This window comes from Streptomyces sp. NPDC102406 (assembly GCF_044765725.1).
Classification (GTDB): Bacteria; Actinomycetota; Actinomycetes; order Streptomycetales; family Streptomycetaceae; genus Streptomyces.
Window position 1 is genome coordinate 12,432 of the sequence record NZ_JBIWKP010000007.1, and the last position, 21,674, is coordinate 34,105.

17 protein-coding genes are annotated in these 21,674 nt (G+C 69.3%); 5 read left to right on the top strand and 12 right to left on the bottom strand.

Annotated features, from left to right (window positions below; all coding sequences use genetic code 11):
• Window positions 1-377 precede the first annotated feature (377 nt).
• From eccCa to ACIRF8_RS25995, 3 genes are all read left to right on the top strand, one after another.
• Window positions 378-4,343: a type VII secretion protein EccCa gene (gene eccCa / locus ACIRF8_RS25985; RefSeq protein WP_404218246.1), complete on the top strand. Its 3,966-nt coding sequence runs from the start codon at window positions 378-380 to the stop codon at window positions 4,341-4,343.
• A gap of 179 nt (window positions 4,344-4,522) precedes the next feature.
• A complete protein-coding gene (locus ACIRF8_RS25990) occupies window positions 4,523-4,867 on the top strand; it encodes a DUF397 domain-containing protein (protein WP_404218248.1) in 345 nt (114 codons plus the stop codon).
• Window positions 4,868-4,971: 104 nt separating this feature from the next.
• Window positions 4,972-6,141 carry a hypothetical protein gene (locus tag ACIRF8_RS25995; protein ID WP_404218250.1) on the top strand — a complete coding sequence of 390 codons (1,170 nt, stop codon included), beginning with the start codon at window positions 4,972-4,974 and terminating at the stop codon, window positions 6,139-6,141.
• Between the two features lie 41 nt (window positions 6,142-6,182).
• Here the strand turns inward: ACIRF8_RS25995 and ACIRF8_RS26000 are convergent, their stop codons facing one another.
• From ACIRF8_RS26000 to ACIRF8_RS26030, 7 genes are all read right to left on the bottom strand, one after another.
• Complete coding sequence (locus tag ACIRF8_RS26000) at window positions 6,183-7,229, bottom strand: hypothetical protein (RefSeq protein ID WP_404218252.1); 1,047 nt, start codon at window positions 7,227-7,229, stop codon at window positions 6,183-6,185.
• 34 nt (window positions 7,230-7,263) lie between these two features.
• The gene (locus ACIRF8_RS26005; RefSeq protein ID WP_404218254.1) at window positions 7,264-8,739 is read right to left on the bottom strand and encodes a PQQ-binding-like beta-propeller repeat protein; all 1,476 of its coding nucleotides are present in this window, start codon (window positions 8,737-8,739) and stop codon (window positions 7,264-7,266) included.
• Window positions 8,740-8,862: 123 nt separating this feature from the next.
• The gene (locus ACIRF8_RS26010) at window positions 8,863-9,162 is read right to left on the bottom strand and encodes a WXG100 family type VII secretion target (protein ID WP_404218256.1); all 300 of its coding nucleotides are present in this window, start codon (window positions 9,160-9,162) and stop codon (window positions 8,863-8,865) included.
• 62 nt (window positions 9,163-9,224) lie between these two features.
• The gene (locus ACIRF8_RS26015; RefSeq protein ID WP_404218259.1) at window positions 9,225-9,560 is read right to left on the bottom strand and encodes a WXG100 family type VII secretion target; all 336 of its coding nucleotides are present in this window, start codon (window positions 9,558-9,560) and stop codon (window positions 9,225-9,227) included.
• A gap of 121 nt (window positions 9,561-9,681) precedes the next feature.
• A complete protein-coding gene (locus ACIRF8_RS26020) occupies window positions 9,682-10,914 on the bottom strand; it encodes a S8 family serine peptidase (RefSeq protein WP_404218770.1) in 1,233 nt (410 codons plus the stop codon).
• Between the two features lie 90 nt (window positions 10,915-11,004).
• On the bottom strand, window positions 11,005-12,807 hold the full coding sequence (locus ACIRF8_RS26025; protein ID WP_404218262.1) for a hypothetical protein: 1,803 nt from the start codon (window positions 12,805-12,807) through the stop codon (window positions 11,005-11,007).
• A 2-nt stretch (window positions 12,808-12,809) separates the two neighbouring features.
• Window positions 12,810-13,256: a hypothetical protein gene (locus ACIRF8_RS26030; RefSeq protein ID WP_404218264.1), complete on the bottom strand. Its 447-nt coding sequence runs from the start codon at window positions 13,254-13,256 to the stop codon at window positions 12,810-12,812.
• A 785-nt stretch (window positions 13,257-14,041) separates the two neighbouring features.
• On the opposite strand from ACIRF8_RS26030, the gene ACIRF8_RS26035 reads away from it, so the two are divergent.
• Window positions 14,042-14,704 carry a hypothetical protein gene (locus ACIRF8_RS26035; protein WP_404218266.1) on the top strand — a complete coding sequence of 221 codons (663 nt, stop codon included), beginning with the start codon at window positions 14,042-14,044 and terminating at the stop codon, window positions 14,702-14,704.
• A 23-nt stretch (window positions 14,705-14,727) separates the two neighbouring features.
• Here the strand turns inward: ACIRF8_RS26035 and ACIRF8_RS26040 are convergent, their stop codons facing one another.
• The 5 genes from ACIRF8_RS26040 to eccB all read right to left on the bottom strand — a co-directional run bounded on the left by ACIRF8_RS26040 (window position 14,728) and on the right by eccB (window position 19,997).
• Window positions 14,728-15,246 (bottom strand): hypothetical protein, encoded by a 519-nt coding sequence (locus ACIRF8_RS26040; protein ID WP_404218268.1) that lies wholly within the window; start codon window positions 15,244-15,246, stop codon window positions 14,728-14,730.
• A gap of 71 nt (window positions 15,247-15,317) precedes the next feature.
• Window positions 15,318-16,613, bottom strand: a complete 1,296-nt coding sequence (locus tag ACIRF8_RS26045) for a putative T7SS-secreted protein (RefSeq protein WP_404218270.1) — start codon at window positions 16,611-16,613, stop codon at window positions 15,318-15,320.
• A gap of 55 nt (window positions 16,614-16,668) precedes the next feature.
• Window positions 16,669-16,974, bottom strand: coding sequence for a hypothetical protein (locus tag ACIRF8_RS26050; protein WP_404218272.1), 306 nt, complete (start codon window positions 16,972-16,974; stop codon window positions 16,669-16,671).
• 153 nt (window positions 16,975-17,127) lie between these two features.
• Window positions 17,128-18,393, bottom strand: a complete 1,266-nt coding sequence (gene mycP, locus ACIRF8_RS26055; protein ID WP_404218274.1) for a type VII secretion-associated serine protease mycosin — start codon at window positions 18,391-18,393, stop codon at window positions 17,128-17,130.
• A gap of 74 nt (window positions 18,394-18,467) precedes the next feature.
• Window positions 18,468-19,997 carry a type VII secretion protein EccB gene (eccB, locus tag ACIRF8_RS26060; protein WP_404218276.1) on the bottom strand — a complete coding sequence of 510 codons (1,530 nt, stop codon included), beginning with the start codon at window positions 19,995-19,997 and terminating at the stop codon, window positions 18,468-18,470.
• Between the two features lie 261 nt (window positions 19,998-20,258).
• Between eccB and eccE the strand changes: the two genes are divergently transcribed.
• The gene (gene eccE / locus ACIRF8_RS26065; protein ID WP_404218278.1) at window positions 20,259-21,671 is read left to right on the top strand and encodes a type VII secretion protein EccE; all 1,413 of its coding nucleotides are present in this window, start codon (window positions 20,259-20,261) and stop codon (window positions 21,669-21,671) included.
• The last annotated feature ends 3 nt before the right edge of the window (window positions 21,672-21,674 follow it).

The window sequence follows — 21,674 nt, forward strand, 5'->3', positions numbered from 1 at the left end:
CCCTTTTTGCGAAGACTCTTGTGAGGCTCTTTGGCTCTTGTGAGGCTCTTTGCGAAGACTCGGTCGTGCGGGAACGCGCGCGGTGGAGCACCGGGCGCGTCCGTTTGTCTGTAAAGATCCTGTGCACATTGCGCTCCGCGTCCCGCTGGGCCGGTCACACGCGCTCCGCCACCCGCGGCGCGGGGACGGCCTACGTTCCGAACCGTGCGGATTGCCCGTTTTGCCTGGGCGGCTTCGCAACTGCTCACGGGTATCACCGGCACCCTACCGCCCGCTGTTGTCAGTGGTTGTCAGTAGGATCGCGAACCGCGATCGACGTCCGCCTGACACGGGGCGGTGGACGGAAAAGCTCGGTCCGGCAAGGGAATTGGTGCAGAGTGAGCCACATCGTCGTCAAGCGCCCACCTCGGGCACTGCCGTCCGAGGTGCCCACGGAGGAGGTGGTGCTGCAACCTCCGCCGGAGCTGCCGCGGGGGCAGCAGGAGGGCGCGCTGATGCAGATTCTGCCCATGCTCGGCATGGGTGGCTCGGTCGTGTTCTTCTTCAATCCGCAGGCCCAGCCCTTCATGAAGATCATGGGCATGGTGATGGTGGCGTCGACGATCGCGATGGGTGTCGCGATGCTCGTCCGCTACCGCAAGGGCAATCAGGGTCAGATGGCGGACATGCGCCGCGACTACCTGCGCTATCTGTCGCAGACCCGGCGGGAGGCCCTGGGCACCGCCCGCAAGCAGCGCGACGCGCAGTACTACCTGCACCCTTCGCCCGAGCAACTGTGGGCGCTGGTCGCCGAGGGCAGCCGCGTGTGGGAGCGGCGCAGCGGTGACGAGGACTTCGGGCAGGTTCGGGTGGGCCTCGGCCCGCAGAGCCTCGCCACTCCCCTGGTGCCGCCGCAGACCGCCCCGGTCGACGAGCTGGAGCCGCTGACGGCGGGCGCCATGCAACGCTTCCTCGCCACGCACAGCACGCTCGAAGAGTTGCCGATGGCGGTGTCGCTGCGCGCCTTCTACCACGTGTCCGTGAGCGGGGAGCCCGGGACCGTGCGCGGCTCCGCGCGCGCCCTGGTCGCCTCCCTCGCCTCGATGCACTCCCCCGAGGACCTCGTCATCGCGGTCGCCGCCGGGCGCCAGACCGCGCCGGAGTGGGAGTGGGCGAAGTGGCTCCCCCACAACCAGGTGCCCGGGCTGACCGACGGTGCGGGCAGCCGCCGCCTCATCACCACCGACGCCGGTGAACTGGAGGACCTGCTCGGCACCCGCCTGGAGGGCCGCCCGCGCTTCCACCCCGGCGGCGCCCCCGTCCCCGAGCAGCCGCACGTGGTCGTCGTCCTCGACGGTCTCTCCCTGCCTCCCACGTCGCTGCTGGCCAGCCCCGAGGGCCTGCAAGGCGTGACGGTCCTGGAGGTCGTGCCCGGCGACCTCGCCGCGGGCCGCGGCGACCTCTCCGTCGTCGTCCACCCGAAGGTGCTGCGCCTGGAGTCGGCGCACGGCATGGTCTACGAGGGCACCCCGGACGTGCTCTCGTACGCCGCCGCCGAGGCGCTCGCCCGGCAGCTCGCGCCGCTGCGCATGGCGACGGGCGGCGACAGCGACGACGAACCGCTGCTCGCCAACCTCGAGTTCACCGATCTGATGAACCTGGGCGACGCGGCGACCGTCGACACCAAGCGCACCTGGCGCCCCCGTTCGCAGGCCGAGCGGCTGCGCGTGCCCATCGGTGTCGGTGACGACGGCCGGCCCGTGATGCTCGACCTGAAGGAAGCCGCGCAGGAGGGCATGGGGCCGCACGGTCTGTGTGTGGGCGCCACCGGTTCCGGCAAGTCGGAGCTGCTGCGCACCCTGGTCCTCGGTCTCGCGGTGACGCACTCCTCCGAGACGCTGAACTTCGTCCTCGCGGACTTCAAGGGTGGTGCGACGTTCGCGGGCATGGCCCAGATGCCGCACGTCGCCGCCGTGATCACCAACCTCGCCGACGACCTCACCCTCGTCGACCGTATGGGCGACTCGATCCGCGGTGAGCTCAACCGCCGCCAGGAGATGCTCCGCGACGCGGGCAACTACGCGAACATCCACGACTACGAGAAGGCGCGCGCGGCCGGTGCGCCGCTCCAGCCGATCCCGTCGCTCGTCCTGGTGATCGACGAGTTCAGCGAGCTGTTGACGGCGAAGCCGGACTTCATCGAGATGTTCGTGCAGATCGGCCGGATCGGCCGGTCCCTCGGCGTGCACCTGCTGCTGGCCTCGCAGCGCCTGGAGGAGGGCCGTCTGCGCGGCCTGGAGACGTACCTGTCCTACCGGATCGGTCTGCGGACCTTCTCCGCCGCCGAGTCCCGTGCCGCGCTCGGTGTCCCCGACGCCTACGAGCTGCCGAACGTGCCGGGTTCCGGCTTCCTGAAGTACGGCACCGACGAGATGGTGCGCTTCAAGGCGGCGTACGTGTCCGGGGTGTACCGCACCGGTTCCGTGCGGGCCGCGACGCCCGGTGGGCCGCTCCCGGTGGACCGGCGGCCGGCGCTGTTCACGGCGGCCGAGGTGCCCGTCCAGTACAGCCCCGTGCCGCAGCAGCGCGAGGAGTCGCCGCGCGAGGAGAAGGACGACGCGCTGGCCGACACCGTGCTCGACGTGATCGTGCGGCGCCTGGAGGCGCAGGGGCCCGCGGCGCACCAGGTGTGGCTGCCGCCGCTGGACAGCCCGCCGTCGCTCGACTCGCTGCTGCCCGGCCTCGCGCCCGTGCAGGGCCGTGGGCTCACACAGCCCGGCTACGAGGGCGCCGGACGCCTTGTCGTCCCGGTCGGCCTCGTCGACAAGCCGTACGAGCAGCGGCGCGACCCGCTGTGGATCGACTTCGGCGGCGCCGCCGGTCACATGCAGATCCTGGGTGGTCCGCAGTCCGGGAAGTCGACGCTGCTGCGTTCGATCATCGCGTCGTTCGCGCTGACGCACACACCGCAGGAAGTGCAGTTCTACGGCCTCGACTTCGGTGGTGGCGGTATGGCGGCCGTGGCCGGTCTGCCGCACGTGGGCGGCGTGGCCTCGCGCCTCGACCCGGAGAAGGTGCGGCGTACGGCGGCCGAGGTCTACGGCGTGCTGACGCGTCGTGAGGAGTACTTCCGCACGGCGGGCATCGCCTCCATCGCCGACTTCCGCAACCGCCGCGCGCGCGGTGACATCTCGATGACCGACCAGCCGTGGGGCGACGTGTTCCTGGTCATCGACGGCTGGGGCAACTTCCGCACGGACTACGAGGCCCTGGAGCCGCTCGTCCTGGACATCGCGGCGCGCGGTCTCGGTTACGGCATCCACGTGATCCTGACGGCGTCGCGGTCCATGGAGGTCCGGGCGAACATGAAGGACCACCTCATGAACCGCCTGGAGCTGCGGCTCGGCGACACGATGGACTCCGAGTTCGACCGCAAGGTCGCGGCCAACGTGCCGACCGGTGTGCCCGGTCGTGGTCAGACCCCGCAGAAGCAGCACTTCATGGCGGCGGTCCCGCGCATCGACGGCCTCTCCTCGGACACGGACCTGGCCGAGGCCACGTCCGCGCTCGCCACCGAGGTCACCCGGCACTGGACGCAGCCGGGCGCGCCCGAGGTCCGGCTGCTGCCGCGCGAGTTCCCGGCGCGCCAGTTGCCGCCGGGCGACCGGTTCCCCGAGCGCGGTATCTCCTTCGCGCTCGACGAGGACAACCTGGAGCCGGTCTTCGTCGACTTCGACCAGGACCCGTTCTTCCTGATCTTCGGCGAGAGCGAGTCCGGCAAGTCCAACCTGCTGAAGCTGATCATCCGGCAGCTCACGCAGCGCTACAGCGGCGACGTCTGCAAGCTGTTCGTGGTCGACAACCGGCGCTCGCTGCTCGATGTCACACCGGCCTCGCACCTGGCCGAGTACATCCCCATGTCGAACCAGATGGCGCACCACATGGACGCGCTGGCCGACCTGATGCAGCGCCGCACGCCGACCGCGGACGTGACGGCCCAGCAGTTGCGCGACCGCAGTTGGTGGCGCGGACCGACCGTCTACGTCGTCATCGACGACTACGACCTGGTGTCGACGTCCAGCGGCAACCCGCTCTCGGGCCTGACCGAACTGCTGCCGTTCGCCCGGGACGTCGGTGTGCGCTTCATCATCGCCCGTTCCACGGCCGGTTCCGGCCGCGCCGGGTACGAGGCGTTCATGCAGCGCATCAAGGAACTCGGCGCGCAGGGCGTCGTCCTTGCCGGTGACCCGGCCGAGGGCGATCTGCTCGGCGGGGTGCGGCCGCGGCCGATGCCGCCGGGGCGCGGTGTGTTCGTGTCGCGCAAGCGCGGCAAGCCGTTGATCCAGGTCGGTCTGGAGCAGTAGGCGCACCCGACCATCCCCCAGGGGGCTCGGGGAGAGCGGGAAGGGGGTCGCACTCTACTGGGTGCGGCCCCCTTCTTCCTGCGTACGGGGGCTTTGTGGCGGGACCCGTGGGTCGGCGGGGGTGCGCCAAGTAGGGTGGCCGAGCAGGCAGTTCGTACCTCCGGAAGGGGCCATTGACCATGGCGGACGCACAGAATCAGCCCACCGCGCCGGAGTCCCGGCAGCCCGAGACCCCCGAGGAGATCAAGGCCCGCAAGGAGCGCGAGAAGAACGAGTTGTACGCGCTCGACATCTCCGGTGTGGAGTGGCACAGCGCGCCGGGCACGGAGCAGCACGAGGAGCGCGTGGAGATCGCGTACCTGCCGGAGGGCGCGGTGGCGATGCGGTCGTCACTCGAACCGGAGACCGTGCTGCGGTACACGGAAGCGGAGTGGACGGCGTTCGTCCTCGGGGCCAGGGACGGGGAGTTCGACCTGGAGCCGACTTCGCGCAATGGGGGTGTGGTGGGAGACGGCCAGGAGTAGTCGGGGGGAGCGGGGTCGACGACGGGGCGGGCGGGATGAGCGAGGCCGACGGAGTTGCCGGTGCTGGGGGTCCTGATGGGCTGTGGCGGCGCGGCCGGGGTTGGGTGCTGCGACACCGGGTGATGGCCGGGGTGGCGGGCGTGGCGATCGTCGCGGCGGGTGTGATCGTGCCCGTGTCGTTCGCCGGGTCGGCCGACGCGGCGCCCTGTTGGAGCGTTCCGGCGCGCACGCGGGCGCTCGCCGACGACCCGGCAGCCGCCACCTCGTTCCTCGACCCGCTGGACGACACGAGCCGGACGGGCCGCGTCGAGGGGCTTCTCGACCATGAGGCGTACTGCGGTGACGGTGCCCGCGCCGTCGGCCGCGCGATCGTCGCCGCCGCGTCGGCCGCTCCCGGCAAGCCGCACACCGAGGCGCAGGCCCGCACCGCGTACGCGGTGATGTCCGTGCTGTCCTTCCGGAGCGGGGTGCCCGCCCCCGGACTCGAACCCGCGGTGGCGCGCGTGATGGCCGAGTACGTCGTCGATGTGGCCCGTACCCCGTGGCTGAGCGATGACCACGAGGTCACGGGCCCGGCCGAGCCCGCCGCCGGCGCCACGGCACTGGACGAGGCCGGGCGCACGCCGTTCGGCAGCTTCCTCAACCCGCGCGAGGCGCACGCCGTCTTCGGCCACAGGGATCCTCTGCGGCGCACGCGGGGCGCCGCCTTCGACGGCCTGATCTCCCGCCTGGCCCGGAACCCCGAGGCGTTCGCCGTCCTCTACGACGCCGAACGCGCCTACTTCGCGTACTACCTGGAGCGCCTGACGAACCGGGGCGGCGACCCGGCGGCGCGCCCGACCGCCCGGGACGAGGCCGAGGCGCGCAAGGCCGACTCGGACCGGTGGCGCTACGACCTCACGTCACCCGACCAGGATCTCGGCGCGATCGCGGAGCGGATCGGCATGTTGACGGGACTGCGGACAACCCTTGCGACGGACGGCACTATCGAGGACCTGTCCGCGTTCGACAGCGCGATCCGCGAGCACACCCGTGGCACGTACCGGCCGAGCGCACGCCGCGTGACCACACTCCCGGCGATGAACACCATCGCTGCCAGGGCGGCGTCCGGCGCGGTGCGTGGGGATCTCTTCGACGGTCGGGCGCAGTTGTACTCCGTGTACGACACGTGGGTGCGGGAGCGCGGCGTCCCCGCGGGGCGGGCCGAGCAACTGCGTCAGTTGCTCGACGAGCAGTACATGACGGGATTCTGGACGGCTTCCGTCCAGTGGTGAGACAGCGGTGAGGCAGCGGTCGCGGCGGTCGCGGCGGTCGCTCAGAACGTGAAATCGGGCTCCCCCGTGCAGCGCCCGTCGCGGCGCATCTGGTCCTCGACGAACGCGCGGAGGAGTCGCCGCTGCGTCGCACTGCTGACGCTGCCCTCGGCGGTGGTGAGCGAGAAGTTGGCGCGGGTGCCGTCGCAGCGGGCGGTCGCGGTCATCGGGTCGCGCACGCCGGAGTGGGAGTCGCGGCTGAGGAAGCGAGTGCCCCAATTCCCGTAAGTGGCGTGGAGGGTGACCCCCTGGGTGCCCGGGTCCGGACCGTCGAGGGTGCAGGAGGCGAGCATCGCCGCGGGCCCGCCGCTCGCGGACACCGACCAGTCCCGCGCGTGCGGCAGCCGGACCGTGGAGACCCAGCCGCAGGCGGTGCGCCCCGCATCGGGTACGGAAACACTGGGGGCGCGCGACTCATCGGCGTCGCGGGCACCGGGATCGGCGAGCGGCGCCCTGGCCGCCGCGCCGGGCACCTTCAACGGCGCGGCCTCACACCCCACCCTTCGCGCCGCCGCGTTGGTGAAGGAGACGGCCGCGCGGTACGCCGCGCCCGGCACACCATGCAGGGCGTCTCGGGCCACCGCGACCCGGGTGAGCATCGAGTTCGGCGTGGCCGTGCCCCGGCAGGGGACGCGCATCACGATGTTCTGGACCCTGTCCACGAACCCGGGCAGCTCACCGGGCAACATCTGGTGGTACTCGGTCCCGAATTGCGGGAACGACGCGTACATCACACGGTCCTGGTCGTCGCCGCGCGTGTACGCCTCCATGCGCAGCAGCGGCCAGTCCTTGGCGTCGCGTTCACGCTGCTGGGCGGTGAGCGTGCAGGTGTAGGTGCCGAGCAGCGCCAACCGCTGTTCCCGCGCCTCCTTCAAGTGCAGGTCGTCCGGGGTGAGTTGTTTCACCACGGACTCGCTGACGGCTCCGTCGCACACGTCGCGGGCCACGAGTTCGTCGCGGACGGTGGGTTCGGCTACGTACGCACCGATTCCCAGGGCGGTGGCGGCGACGGTGGTCCAGAGCAGGGTGCGCTTGGTACGTCGCTTCATGTTCGCGTTCTCCCGGGCCTCCGCAGGCACACCATCAGTCCGCCCTTCCGATACCGACAGCCATCCATTGGGAATCGGGCAGACTCTTCTTACCGCTCCCGGTCACGACCGAATTGCCGAAGTAGATCCTGGCGTCCTCGATCACGACCGTCGTCGTGTTGTCCAGGCTTTTATCGGTAGCGCCGGCGGGGAGATTGAAGCTGAAATACGGACGCTCGCCACCAGTGGCAGGGTCCAGTTCGACGAGGGTCATGGGCGCCACTTCGTCCGTGCCCTCCTTGACGGCCAGAATCCGGCCACCGCTCATCCGGATGGGATGCAATGTCTGATCGGGTCCCGCCTCGAACTTCACGCCCGATCTGCCGGTCGCGAGGTCGAAACCGACGAGCCAGTTCGTGTCGTTCCCGAGACTCTCGCTCGCCGCTCCGCTCGCGACAAACACCTGGTCGTCCGTGACGATGGCACCCGCACAACCGTCCCCTCGCTCGGGGTCACAGTTCACTTCGTAGTGGTCCCCTTCCATGCGGATGGTCGCGCGCAGTTTTCCGTGGTCATCGAGGGAGAGCAGGTCCGTGATCTCGTTTTCTCCTGCCTCGACCGCGATGACGGTCGGCTTGCTCGACACGACGTACGCGTGAACGTACCGAGCCGCCTGATAGGACCACACCACTCGACCGGAACGCGGATCGAGTTTCTGCACCTTGTACTGAACATCCCGGTAATCCGTACCATTCGAGCAATTGTTGCTGACGACGAGCGCCTTTCCACCCTGGAACTGGGCGTCATGACACTTCTTGGTCCGACTCCGCTCCCAAAGCGTCTTTCCGGTACGCATATCCACGCCCACGGCGCCCTCCCACCACGTCGCGACCACCACACCGCGCGTCATGGTGACCCGGGTGGGCTCATCAAAAAGGGAGGACTTCCACGGGATCTTGGTGTCCCAGAGCTTCTTTCCGGTGTCGAGATCGAACATCGTCAGGTGATCGCAGGCGTCCTCGTCCTGTTCGCCCTTCGGCGCGCCCTTCTGCTCACCTTCGTAGGCAACAGCCGTACGGCCGTCGACCGTCACATAGGGGGCTGCCGCGCATATGGTTCCCGGGAGCTGAGTCCGCCAGGCATCCTCTTCAGAGGTGCCGATCTTGACAGCTACGAGGGCATCTTCGACCCCCTTGACCAGGTTTTCCTTGGTCACCCATGTCCCTGAAGTGAGCTGGTCCTTACCCGGTGCCACGCCCCGCGCCATCATCACGGACTCGAGGTGCCCGGCTCCCCCTCTGGGACGGGCCTCCACGCTCTCCCTGATGTCGTCAGCGGCAGGTGACGGCGTCGCCTTCCTGTCCAGCTCCGCCGGGGAGCCCGACATCTCGGACCAGAGGAACCAGAGGCCCGCGAGCAAGGCGAGAACAGCCACGAAAGAAACGGCCAGCGCATAGGAACGGCGTCGACCCCGCCCTCTGGCTTCCTGCCGCGACTGCGTGAACTCTGAGGGCGGCGGCCCGAACGTCATGGCAGTCTGTACCTTCCTGAACCGTCGGGCGACACCCAGAATCCGGAAACTCGCCGTTTTGGGAAAAAAGAAGGTGGGCGCCTCCCGCGCGCGCCCACCTGAACTCCTTGTACAACCGCTCTGCTACTGGAAGTAGCTGGCAGCCTTCTTGTCGCCGTCCATGTACGTACCACCGGAGGTACCGACCACGTGGCCGATGCTCTGGAGCGCCGCGTGGATGTCGGCGGCTTCCTTGTCCCACTTGGCGAGCTTGGTGCCGAAGGTGTCCTGGGCGGAGCCGGCCCAGTACTCGCGGCTCTTCACCACGAGCTGCTTGAGCTCGGCCAGGTCGGACTCGAGGGTCTTCGCCTCGTTGCCGATCTGGGTCGCCGCCATGTCGAGACCGTCGTATGTGACGAGCAGGCCGTCGCCGTTGCTGACCATCTGCGTTACCTCACTAAATCCTGGGATTGACCGACTTCTGAGACTTCGACGCGCTCAAGGCGTCAGAAGGAGCTCAGGGACGACGCGCCGTCCGTCGTGGAGATCTTGGACACCGACGCACGCACGTCGTCTTCCGTGCTGTCCTTGATGTTGCGCGTCTGGTTCATTGCGTCGATGACGTCGGCCAGGATCTTGCCGATGTTCTGCAACGAGGTGTTGATCTCAAGCTGCTTCTTGTCGAACTCGGCACGGCCGATGCCCTGCCACTTGCCCTCAAGGCCGTCGATGACGCCCTGCAGCTTGTGGACGCGCTGCCGGATGCCGTCGTACTTCTCCGACATCTGCTTCTCGAGCTTGATTACTTGTGCGTCTTCGAGCTTCTGCTGTGGCGTTGCCATGCCGCTCCTGCCCTTCTTCGGTCTGCCTCTTGATCCATTACTCCGGCTCCGCCCCGCTAGAGGCCGAACCGCTCCCCCGTGGCCCGCTTGAGAAGCGCAGGAAACCCCACGGTTGAAAGTCTCACCGGCCGCGCCGCGCCCGCATCACAGCGAAGCCGCCACCACCCAGCACGATCACCACGGCGACCGCACCGAGCGCAATCCACAAGGTATTGCTGTCACTTGACGATTCTGCTTCCGATCCTGCCGCTTCGGTAGGGACATCTGAAGCCTTCTGCGTGGGCTGTGACGAGCCTGATGCAGAATCCGATGCGGCGGCGGAGGGCCGCGTCTCGCTCCCCGCATCGGTCTTCGCCGCGCCGCCGTTCTCCTTGGCGAGCGGGTCGGACCCGGCGGGACCGGCGTCGTAGTCGGCGTTCTCGAGTACCTTGCGCGGGCGGACGGTTCCGTACCCGAGGTACTTGCTCGGGTCGTTCTTCTTCCACGTGCGGCTGGCCGTGTCGATCAGCGCGCGCAGGACCTGGTTCGCCGTCCAGTCGGGGTGGGCGGACCAGACCAGGGCGGCGGCGGCGGAGGCGATGGCGGTTGCCGAACTGGTTCCGCCGTCGCGCGTGCAGTACGACTGGAAAGACGTGTCGCACCAGCCGGGAATGTCGATACCGGGCGCCGCCAGATCCACGTATCGGCCGTACGAGGAGGTCTTGGAGACCGTTCCGCTCTGGTCCACGGCGCCCACGCCGACCGCGTACGGGTAGGCAGCCGGGTATCCGATGTGCCCCGACCGGACACCTTCGTTGCCGACAGCGACCATCAGCAGCTTGCCCTTGGAGGCCGCGTACTCGAGTGCGGCCTTCTGGTCGGGATCGACGGTTTCCGAACCGAACGACATGCTGATGATCTTGGCGTCCGAATCCGCCGCCGCCTTGATCGCTTCGGCGGGCTCCGGCGTCTTGTTCAGCTCCGCCGCGCCCTTGAGATCATCCATCTGGACCCGATAAGGGATGATCTTCGCGTCGGGCGCGAGACCCTTGATGCCGCCACCGGCGCCCGTCCCGGCGATCAGCTCCGCCATCGTCGTGCCGTGACCGGAGAAGTCCCGAGTCACGTGGTACGAGACGGACTTGGAGACCTCGTTCGTCAGCACCTGCCCCTTGAGGGACGGGGTCCGGTCGTTCACACCGGAGTCGATGACAGCGACCTTGACGCCCTTGCCCGTGCTGACCTTCCACATCTGCTCAGCCTGCATCGGACCCAGATACCACTGCTTGGACTGGGCGTCATAGGCGGAAGCGCCCGGCGCGAACCCCACACTCACCACTGTCAGGGCGCCGACCACCGCCCCGACCGCGCGCATGCGTCTGCCACGGCCGACCTTGTGCGGCGTGGCCCGGTCGGATCGTCGGCTGGTACCTGACTTCATGGTGCTGTGTGTCCTCGCTCGGCTTCAGTTGACGACCGGCGGCACGTCGCGCCGGTTGGCGGGCAGGTGGGTGTTCACGTCCTCGACGACGTAGTCGGGGCGCTCCGCCGCCTCCGTCTCTTCCTCACGCGGCTCACCGTTCCGGCCGGGACCACGCACCAGACCCGTACCGCCGCGCGTCATACCGTTGCGCTCGGCGCGCGTCGCCGAACCGCGTGAGGTCGGGTTTCCGGTGACCGCCTCGCTAGCCGCGGCACCGTTCCGGGGTCCGGACGCGTTACGTCCTGCCGGACCGGCCGCAGAGCCGGGTGCACCGATGACGCCTCGCTGGCCCACGCGTCCCGCACTCGACCGGCCGTTGCCCGCGGCTCCCTCGACGCCCATCACCGAGCCACGAGGAATACGCGAACCGCTCTGTCCTGTGGGCGAGGCCGTCGGGCGACCGCCGACCACGCCGTTGGACCGACCGGCACCCGTCCCACCGGCCGTCCGGGGCATCTGCCCTCCGGTGGCCCTCGGGGAGCCACCCGTGATGCCCTGGCCTCCCGCCCCGGGCAACGTCCTGCCGCCCGGGCCACCGGCCTTGGCGGTCGAGCCCGCCCTGCCCATCTCACCCGCACCGCCGCGTCCCCCGGAACGGGTCGTACCGGCATCGGCGGTGCCGGGCGCTCCTGCGGACCGCCCCTGCGGCAAGAAGGGGGCTCGTGATCCGGCGGGACCCGTGGTGCGACTGTTCATGCCGCCCTGCATCGGAGGCACGTAACCGTTGCTGAAGCTGGGGGACGTGGGCGCCGTGGGGTTCGGCCCGCCCGACACCGGAGCAGGTCCGGTCGACGGCGGCGTCGCGGTGGGCGACGGCAGTGTGCCGACGCTGTCGATCTCCGTACCGACAGGACGGTCCGGGTTCGTGATGGAGCCGTCCACCTCCTTGACCGGGGGCGCGTCGACGGTGGGAGGCGCTACCACGTGAGCACCGCCGCTCTCGTGCGCACCGTCGATCTGAGGACGGGCCCTCTCCGTGACCTGCCCGTCACTGTTCGAGGCGCCTGCCGCGCCGACACCGGAGCCGCCACCGGTCGTCTCACCCCAGCGCCGGGCGATCTTCGGCTTCGGCACCCCCACATCCGGCATCGTCCGCAGCTTCGGCGGATTGGCGTTCAGTGTGTTGAGCTGCTTCGTGGAGACGGCGTAGTACGAGGACAGCCGGTTCATCTGGTTGATCGCCTCTTGGCGGTTCTTCTCAACCTTGACCGCTGCCGCGTAGTCGGGGTCGCTGTCGACCTTCTTGTGCGCCGGGTAGTCCTTGGGCAGCATGCCCTGCTTGTCGGCCGGGCGTGTGTCCCGTTCCGGCATGGCGCCGCGCACGGACGCCAATCCCATGGAGGCCGCGGAGAGTTGGTCGCCGGCGCTGCCCGCGAACGTGCTGAGCTGCTCCCCGTACGCGACCAGGTCCTTGCCGAACTCACGGAAGCTGTCGCCGGACTCACCGACCCAGTGCACCCGGGTCACGTGTCCGTCGAGTTCCGACGCGGCCTTCTTGATGGCGTCGCGCGCGTTCCACAGGGCGGTGCCGGACGATTCGAGGTCCGCCGGGTCGGTCTGCTCGACCATGTCGAGCAGCGTGTTGAGACGGATGTCGTCGCTCTCGAAGTCGGACCGCCGCGTGTCGAGAGCCTGGCCCACCGGGGTGACTCCGACGGTGGCACGCAGGAGGTTGTTCAACCAGCCGCCGCCCGCGTGGTTGTCCTCCACGTCGTGGGCGAAGTCCGTGAACTGAGCCTGCTGATGGACCCGCTCTCGGTCCGTCTCGTGGTCGTGTCCGGTCATGGTCAGAACCCAGCCTGATTCGAGTTGTTGGTGTGACCCGTGTCCTTGGCGGCCTGGAGCTCGGAGATCTCGGTCTGGATCGCCCAGAACCGCTGCCGTTGCTCTTCCTCGAGATTTCCGAAGCCTCGGTGCGCGCCTTGTACAGCGATGCTGATGGCCTCGATCTGAAGGCTGAGCGTCTTGGAGAGCGTGACGAGGTTGCTGTGCACCGAGTTGTACGCCTCGTACAGTTGGTCGGCCTCAGGGAACGCGCGGCCTGCCGCCGTGTTGTGCAGAGATGTCTTCTTGATGCTCTGCGCGCTCACCTTCGCGGGACTGCCCGCCGAGGCGTCCAGGTCCCGGAGTACCGCGTCCACCCGCTTTTGGAAGGCCGTCAACGCCTCGTTGGTGACCTCCAGATTCGCCGCCCTGGTCGCTGACGGCCCTCCCACCATGTCTGCCGGAAGCACGACGCCTTCCTCCCCGTTTCCCCGTGATGCAACTCGACCGCGGCAGCCTCACCGCCTGCCGAACGATCGCAAAGCACGTCACTTCCTACAACGCGCTTACCACTGTAGTCACCCTGTACATCTACTCCAACCGAGCTATGCCGCAACTCCGTCACGAGACGGCATCAGGCGCGACCATATGTCCGTTTCACCCCGGGCCCGTTCTGGAATGTGCCGTCGGCGTCGGCGCTGTGGCGGTTCAACCTCGCGACCTACGCGGCAAGTTGACCCGCCGCATCGGTCGCGGCTTCCAGGGCGCGTCGTGGGTCAGCTCTGCGCCGGTGTGAGCGGCTTGTCCGCCTCGATGCCGTGCTCGATCTTGCCCCGTCGTGGCGGCGAGCCTCTCGGCGACCCCGTCGGCCGGCGAGCAGCGCGCCCGCGGCCCGGGCCGAGAGGGCGCACGTTGCTACAGAGAAGCGCGCCTTCGGCATGGCGAATTCCGTTCAGGGCACACGAAGAGGGGAAGGAGCAGCCGAAATGCCGCTTTTTCGGCGGGCTCGGCATAGGTGGCGCGCCAGAGCCGACACTTGACGTGTTTCTTGTGGAATCGGGCAAACGGCGAGGCTTCATCGGCTCTTCGCCTCATCCACCGATGATCTTCACTTCGAGTGGCCGTCCCACCCGCGACGCTGTCCCACGAAAAAGCCTCGGTTCACAGCAGCACACACCGTCCGCAATAATCTCGCCCCATGGAACAGCTCGGTGGGATCCTCGTGAAGGTCCTTTTGTTTGTTTTCGTTGCGGGGATGTTCACCCTTGTCATCAGGGCGTTCGTCCGCAGCGGCCAGGAGGACAAGAGGGTTCGCAGAGGCTGGGAGGAGCTGGCGCGGGTCGCCGCGGAGCGTGGTTGGACGCATGAGCGGCGTGCCGCCGGGCGAGCCACCGAGTACTGCGGTGTCGGTCCGATGCCGGGCAGCGGCGACAATCTGACCGCCTGGCACTACATCACCGGCGAACACCGCGGCCGTTCCTTCACGTGCTTCGAGTACCGGTACGCGAATCCGTTGTCGGGCAGCAGCCAGGTCGGGGAGAGCAAGAAACTCACGTTCGAGTCCGTCTTCCTCGTCTCGGCGCCCGGCTCGGGGCCCTTCTTGCAGCTAGGGCGAGTCGGCACGTTCGACACGGTGATGGGGCGCGGCCCCAGGACGCTGCTCGGCGTGCCGGAGTTCGACGAGAAGTTCCGCGTCGACACGGAGGACGAGGCTTTTGCCCGTGCCTTCCTGGACGACGGGGTGCGGGCTTTCCTACTGGGCGATGAACGCGCCCTGAAAAACCCGCTCCGTGTACGCCACGACGAACTCTTCACCTGGTACACCGGCACCCTGTCGCCGCAGGCGCTGGAGGAGCGGCTGGACTATCTGTGCGACGTGCTGGACCGGATTCCCGCGCGGACATGGGCAGCCGCCTGAGGGCGAGGCATGTGAGCGGTCGCTCAGGGGGCCGACTGCGGGTCGCCCGGGCCCACCGTGCGCAGGAAGTCCTTGTAGTCGCCGATGACCTCGCCGATCTGGTTCTGCTTCGCGGTGAGGACGATCTCCAGTACGGCGCGCTGCGCCGGGTTCCGAACGTCCTCCAGGCCCAGGAACACCTGGCTCTGGCACAGCTCGATCGGTTCTCCGCGCAGCGTGGTGGAGAGCACGAGGTCCTGCGCGATCCCGGGGGCGTCGGTGAGGCCGGGGAGGTCCGGCGTACCGATCTCGGTCTTCTTGAGGACGCGTACGGGGCCGCCCTGCTGGAGGCGGGGCACCGCCTCGTCGGCGATCTGCGAGATGGTGGCGCTGTCGTTGCGCATCTCACCGGAGATGGTGATGTTCGCGGTGAAACCGTCGTCGATCGAGGCGGGATGCAGCGCGACGAAGGCCACGTTCGGTGCTCCCACCTCGTCCGGCGGCGCCGCCCGCCAGCCGTCCGGCAGCGAAAAGGAAATCTTGACCGGCAATGTGGCCGCCATGGTGGATCCAATCCTTCGGTGTGTTTCGGCGCGTATTGCGGCCCATGCGTCGGCTGCGCGTCGGGAAGGCTCTAGAGCCAGCTTCCGACGGTGCTGTCCCAGGCGTCGCCCACGGCGTCGGCGCCGTCGCCGAGTGCGTCGCCGAGTTCGCCGGGGTCGACGGTGACATTGAAGCCGACCTTGCCGCCGACGCCCAAGCCCACTCCGACGTCGCCTCCGATGGTGAACTTGCCGTCCTTCATGCCGAGGTCGGCGTGGGCCTCCGCGCCCGCTCCGGCCCATGCCTCGCCGTTCACACCGGCGCCGACACCGGCGACGTCGGCGGAGGCGGAACCGGTCGCCTTGGCTCCGGCGAACGCTTCGGCACCGGCGTGCAGGCCGTCCTTGCCGGCCGAGATCTTCGTCGCCGCGTCGGCGCCCACGAAGGCCTTGCCCTCGGCCTGGGCTCCGACGATGCCGTACTCGAGGCTGCCGCTCGCGGACGCCTGGGCGAGGTAGGCGCTGCCCGAGACACCGGCCTGGAACTGTCCGTTGGTGACACTCGCGCCGACGGAGCCGTCCACGCCGAGCGTCTGGACGCCCGCCTCGTACTTGTACTTGGTGCCGCTCCAGGTGCCGTCGCCGTCGACACCGGCCGACCACACGCTGGACTTGCCGGACCATTCGGCGAGCTTGATGCTCCACTCGGCTTTCTTGCCGGGGGTGGCCTCGTCGTCGGCCGCGGGGTCACCGGTCTTCTCCCGCAGGTACCAACTGCCGTCCTCGCCCTTGCCCCATTCCCGTTCCCTGTGGCGCGGGTTGTCCGGGGTGCCGAACCAGGACTTCTTCTCCCGGGCCCAGGCCTCGGGCGCGATGGCGCTCTTGCCGACCCCGTGGTCCTCGGCCCACTTCTTGGCGTCGACGCCGCTGCGGATCCCCGCCAGCCAGCCGGGGCTGTCCTTGGCGTCGCCCGCGAGGCTGTGAAGTTTCTTGGTGAACTTCTCGGCCTCTTCTTCGAGCTGCTTGCGCGCGCCGCTCAGCAACTGTTCGGCGCCCTCGTGGTCCCCGGCCTTCCACTTCCCGATCGCGGTCCCGGCCTGACCCTGTGCCCAGGTCAATGTCGTGGAGTACGCGTGCGCCGCCTTCGCGGCGTCGGACATCGCGTCGCTCGCGTAGTACCAGTTGGTCTTCTCTTCGGCCAAGGTGGGCCAGAAGGCGTCGCTGGCCTGGCCGATCCAGCCCTTGATGCGCACGTCGCGCAGGCCGTCGCCGATCTTCTCGAACGTGTCCGACCACTTGTCGAGGGCGGTCTCTATCTCGCCGAGTTTTCCGGCTTCCCCCGGGACGAGGTCCTTCGGGTCGTCGGTCGACCCGAGTGTGGCTGCCATTGCTGCGGAGTCCCCGTTCTTCTTCCTCTGCCTGCGCGGACCTGGACGGTCGCTGTCAGGCCAGGGCCGTCCTGACGGTCTTCACCGCGTCGCGGATGGCCTCGTCGGTGTCCTCGTAGTCGCCGTTGGCCTTGTCGAGTCCGCCCGCCAGGCCCGCCGCGCAGTCGGCCAGGAATGAGGCGCCCGACTCCCACGTGGCACAGAACGTCACGAGGGCTGCTGCCGCGTCGTCGTCCCCGACCTTGGAGGCCGCCTCCGCGGGGTCTCCGAGGTCCACCTTCTTGACCGGTTCGAGTACTTTCACGATGTCCTTCGCACCCTTTTTCAGGACGCCCGGACCCACTCCGAGATCACCGGCCACGGTGTCTCCCCCCTCTTCAACCGCACGTGCACGTAAGCGCGTCAGCGCTGAACTCAGGCACGCTATCAACGAGATCAAGCCAGGAAACGCTCGCTCACCGGCTCTTCACGATCTCGCCCCCGCAGCCCCTCGGCACGACGGCACGGGGGCCCGTCACGCGCCGTGCTCCACCCGGCCCCGCCTGCGCCGCGCGTCCCGTACCGCCACCGCCGCGCCGGCGAGGCCCACGACGATGACGACCGCGCCGACCGCCGCGTAGGTGCCCAGGCGCGCGTTGCGTTCGTCGGCGGTCTCGCCGAAGTGGACGCGGGCGAGTTCGGGCGGGTCGACGGTGGTGACGGCCGCGTCGGGCTTGGGGGACTCGATGGGGTTCTTGGGGTCGGCGATCTCGGTGACCGCCCTGACCGGGTCGACGACGCCCCAGCCCACCCGGTTGTCATGGCCGGGGATGGAGCGTTCGGCGGTCTGCTCGATCTGGGCGACGATCTCCTGGGCCGACCAGTCCTTGTGGTGCTGCTTGAGGAGGGCCGCCACGCCTGCCACGTACGGGGCCGAGAAGCTCGTGCCGTTGTCCGAGCAGTGGCCGCCCTTGGGGACGGTGGAGATCATGTCGACGCCGGGGGCCGCCACGCCCACGTAGTCGCCCGACTGGGAGAAGGGGGCCCGCTCGTTGTTGCGGTCCGATGCCGCGACCGCGAGGACTCCGTCGTAGGAGGCGGGGAAGGTCTCCTTCTGGTTGCCGCCCAGGCCGTCGTTGCCCGCGGAGGCGACGACGACGACCTTGTGCGCGAGGGCGTTCTTGACCGCCAGTGCCAGCCTGGAGTCCTCGGACAGCGCCTTCTCCGTGTCCTGGGAGATGTTGATGACGTCGGCCTTGGCCCGCACCGCGTAGTTGATCGCCTCGGCCAGGTCGTTCGAGTCGCCGTGGCCCTCGGCGTCGTTCTGCTTGATCGGGATGATCGTGGCGTCGGGGGCGAGGCCCACGAACCCGGTGGTCTTCTCCGCCTTGCGGGCCGCGATGATTCCGGCGACGCGCGTGCCGTGGCCGACCGTGTCGGTGGTGCCGTGCTCGTTGCCGCGGTCCTCGATCTTCTCGCCCTTGTCGTCCTTGGGCGGAAGGAAGTTGCGGCCCGCCGAGGCGTCGACAGCGTCGGCGAGTTGGGGGTGGCTCGGGTCCACGCCGGTGTCGATCACCGCGACCCGGACGCCCTTGCCCGTCGCGCCGGCCCACAGTGCGTCGAGGTTGACGCGTTGCAGCGCCCAGGGTCGGCCCTTGTACTGCTTCCCGCCGAACGTGCACTCCCCGCTGTCCGCCAGGGCGGGCGCCGCCGGCAGGGCCAGCACCGAGACGGAGGCCGTCAGTGCCGTGGCGGCGAGCAGTGCGCCGGGGCGCCGCAGGGCCTTCCTCGTTCTCGACATCAGTGTTCTCGACCCCAGTCGCTGCATCGGTTGGTGTCCTCTACCGTTCCTGTCCCGTCACGCCCGCCCGCCGCTCACGAACCCTGCGGCTGACCCGCGTCCGGCTTCGACAGGCGCGGACCGGTGGGCAGGAACGTGGACCAGGTCGCCGGGACCGGCCGCGGCGTCACCTTGTCGTAGCCGAGCAGCTTCTGCGTGGTCTGCGTCTCCTGGGCCAGTTCCTTGCGCTCCTTGGCGGTCATGCCGACGCTGGTGTCGCTGGTGGTGCTGTCGCCGTTGGACTGGAGGGCGTAGCGCAGGCCCGTGTCGGTGACCAGGAAGATGCCGCCCGCCTTGGTCTCCGTGCCCTGGACCTGGCGGAAGACCTGGCCGGAGCCGGGCGTGACGTAGGCGCTGGAGGAGCCCGTCGGCAGGTCCTCGGGGAAGTCCGTGCCGACCCAGGTGGAGAGCGTCGTGCCGTCGGCGGCGACCTTGCGCAGGACGTTGCAGACGGTGTTGCGGCCGCTGCTGGCGCTCGTGCCGTCGTTCACGGTCTCCGGCTGGTGGGTGGGCCAGTCTGCCTTCTCGCCCTCGAAGGGCACGCTGTTCCCCACCGCGGCGAGGTTCACCGCCTGGGCCTGCGGGGACAGGTTGACGTCGACGAGTTGCTCGCTGTGCAGCAGGAGCTGCGAGGTGAACTCGGAGATCCGCGCGACCTTGCCCTGCAACACCACGTAGTACTGCGTCTTGGTGCCGTCGAGCGACTTGAGGACCGTGCCGACCTTGTCGAACTTCGCGTAGCCGTTGCCCGTGAGGGCGTTGGCGGTCTGGCCGGGGGTGCCGGGGACCTCGGGGATCGCGACGGGGGCGCCCTGGTGCAGCGTCGCCAGCCATTCGGAGGAGACGCGCTGCGGGGGGCGGTTCTGGGTGTCGAGCGCGCTGAGCAGGCCGCTCTGGGCGGGGTCGGCGATCTCGTAGGCGGTGCCCTGCGCGTCGACGACGTACTGCTTCTTCGTGACCGAGTCGCTCACGTACATGAGCCGGCCGCCCTTGAGCTGGTTGCGGCCCTCGGTCTTCTTCCAGTCCTTCCGGGCGAAGACGAAGGCGGCCTTCTGTATGGCGCGGCCACCGTCGCTGGGGCGTTCGCAGACCATCCAGCGCTTGGCCTCCTGGGCCTCCTCGGCGCTGGGCAGCCGGTCGGGGGCGTACGGGATGCCGAGAGTGGCGCCGTGCGGGAGGTCGCCGTTGTCGAGGACGCCTTCGTCGACGTTGACGACCTTGTCCGTGTAGTCCTTGAGGAGGAGCTTGGCCGAGGCCATGTTCAGGACGGGGTGGAGCTGGCGCTGCTTGCCCGTCTTCAGGACCACGTAGCGGGTGGTCGAGTCGCTCGCGACGATGACGTTCGTCGCCGTCTGGTCCCAGCCCTTCGGCGCCGTGGGGCTGAACAGGCCGATGCCGCCGAAGACCATCAGGATCACCACGCCCATGATGGTGCCGGGCAGGACCGCGCGCAGCGGCCTGGGAGCCCCCTCCTCCGAGCCCGACGGTGAGGGCTGCACGAAGGCCGCGAGCGTGCGGCGCTTCGCGAAGGTGTAGGCGTTGAGTTCGTCCCGCCGTGATGCCATCTGTGTCCGCTCTCTCCCCGTGCGGAGCCGTGGGGGCGCGTTCCCCCGACTTCGGTCGACCGGTGTCGACTGTGCGTGCCTCGGGCCGCCGAGCGAGCTTCGTGCGGCTGCCGTGGCTGTCAGACCCGGCCCCTACTATGCCTGTTACGACGTTGTGCGTGTGGCACGGGTAGGGTGCTGAGGCCTTTCCAGGGCCCCGTGGGTCCTTCACGAGGAGCCTTTGCGCATGGGATTTCGGGAGAGTTCGGGGGGTTTGGAGTGATGGCTTCCGCAACGCGGGCTCGATCGCGGTCGCAATCGAGGTCACGATCGGGTGACCGTTCGGGGCAGGGTTCACCGCAGGGCTCCCCCTCTCCTTCACCGATGGCACACATGCCTGCACATGACCCGCTTGATTCCCGTACGCGCCCCGGTGCTCCGGCGTCGGCCCCGCATCGCGGACCGGTGACGCCGCACCTGAAGTCGCGTACCGGACGTGGTGGTTCGTTCCGCGCGCAGCGGCTCGTGATGATCGAGCTGGCCGCGGCCCTCGTCGTCTGCGGCTGGGTCGCCGACAACATGGCGGCGCTGATCGCGACGGGTGTCGTCGCCGCCGTTCTGCTGCTGCTCGCTCTCGTACGTCGCCGTGGGCGCTCCCTGCCGGAGTGGCTGGGCACCGTGCTCGCGATGCGGGCCCGGCGGCGCGTGGCGGCGGGCACGCCGGTGCCGCCGGGGACCGAGCCCGGCCTCGCGCCCGCCGTCGAGTGCGACCCGAGCCTGCGCACCTACAGCCACCACCGCGGGGACGACCGCGACCAGCGCCCGGTGGGCATGGTCGGGGACGGCGGCTTTCTGACCGCAGTACTTCAGGTCGAGTCCGACGCCACCGCGCTGCGGGCCGAGCGCAGCCGCAGACCGCTGCCGGTCGGTCTGGTGCGGGACGCCCTGGAGGTGGACGGCATCCGCCTGGAGTCGGCGCAGGTCGTGCTGCACACGCAGCCCGCCCCCGCGCTGCACCTGCCGCAGCAGTCGGTGGCCGTCAGCAACTATGCGCCGTTGCAGGCGCAGACCGGTTCGCCCGCGGTGCGCATCACGTGGATCGCGTTGAAGCTCGACCCTGAGCTGTGCCCGGAGGCCGTGGCCGCCCGTGGCGGCGGTCTGGTCGGTGCGCAGAAGTGCCTGGCGCGGGTCGCCGAGCATCTGTCGAGCCGGTTGAGCGGCGCCGGGTTCCGGGCGAGCGTGCTCACCGAGGAGGAGCTGATCGCCGCGGTCGCCACGTCGGCGTGCGCCAACCCGATGGTGACCGCGCAGGCCGGGCGGAGCGAGGCGCCGCAGCGGCGCACCGAGGAGTCCGGCCGCAGTTGGCGCTGCGACAACCGCAGGCACACCACGTACTGGGTGCGACGCTGGCCCCAACTGGGCACCGGCGACGCCACGTTGCCGCAGCTCGTCGCCCAGTTGACGACGGTGCCCGCGCTCGCGACGACCTTCAGTCTGACGCTGGCCAAGGGCGACCAGCAGGATGTCACCCTGGCCGGGCACATGCGGATCACGGGACGCAGCGACAGCGAGCTGACCACCGCCCGGCGGGATCTGGAGCGAGCCGCACGCCAGGCGCGTACCGGGCTCGTCCGGCTCGACCGTGAGCAACTGCCCGGCGTTCTCGCCACCCTGCCGCTCGGAGGTGCCCGCTGATGG

Bases quoted from the DNA above. Each gene is read 5' to 3' on its own strand.
- ACIRF8_RS25990 (WP_404218248.1), top strand. From the start codon at position 4,523: ATGGCGGACGCACAGAATCAGCCCACCGCGCCGGAGTCCCGGCAGCCC.
- ACIRF8_RS26000 (WP_404218252.1), bottom strand. From the start codon at position 7,229: ATGAAGCGACGTACCAAGCGCACCCTGCTCTGGACCACCGTCGCCGCC.
- ACIRF8_RS26005 (WP_404218254.1), bottom strand. From the start codon at position 8,739: ATGACGTTCGGGCCGCCGCCCTCAGAGTTCACGCAGTCGCGGCAGGAA.
- ACIRF8_RS26010 (WP_404218256.1), bottom strand. From the start codon at position 9,162: ATGGTCAGCAACGGCGACGGCCTGCTCGTCACATACGACGGTCTCGAC.
- ACIRF8_RS26015 (WP_404218259.1), bottom strand. From the start codon at position 9,560: ATGGCAACGCCACAGCAGAAGCTCGAAGACGCACAAGTAATCAAGCTC.
- ACIRF8_RS26020 (WP_404218770.1), bottom strand. From the start codon at position 10,914: ATGCGCGCGGTCGGGGCGGTGGTCGGCGCCCTGACAGTGGTGAGTGTG.
- ACIRF8_RS26025 (WP_404218262.1), bottom strand. From the start codon at position 12,807: ATGACCGGACACGACCACGAGACGGACCGAGAGCGGGTCCATCAGCAG.
- ACIRF8_RS26035 (WP_404218266.1), top strand. From the start codon at position 14,042: ATGTTCACCCTTGTCATCAGGGCGTTCGTCCGCAGCGGCCAGGAGGAC.
- ACIRF8_RS26040 (WP_404218268.1), bottom strand. From the start codon at position 15,246: ATGGCGGCCACATTGCCGGTCAAGATTTCCTTTTCGCTGCCGGACGGC.
- ACIRF8_RS26045 (WP_404218270.1), bottom strand. From the start codon at position 16,613: ATGGCAGCCACACTCGGGTCGACCGACGACCCGAAGGACCTCGTCCCG.
- mycP (WP_404218274.1), bottom strand. From the start codon at position 18,393: ATGTCGAGAACGAGGAAGGCCCTGCGGCGCCCCGGCGCACTGCTCGCC.
- eccB (WP_404218276.1), bottom strand. From the start codon at position 19,997: ATGGCATCACGGCGGGACGAACTCAACGCCTACACCTTCGCGAAGCGC.
- eccE (WP_404218278.1), top strand. From the start codon at position 20,259: ATGGCTTCCGCAACGCGGGCTCGATCGCGGTCGCAATCGAGGTCACGA.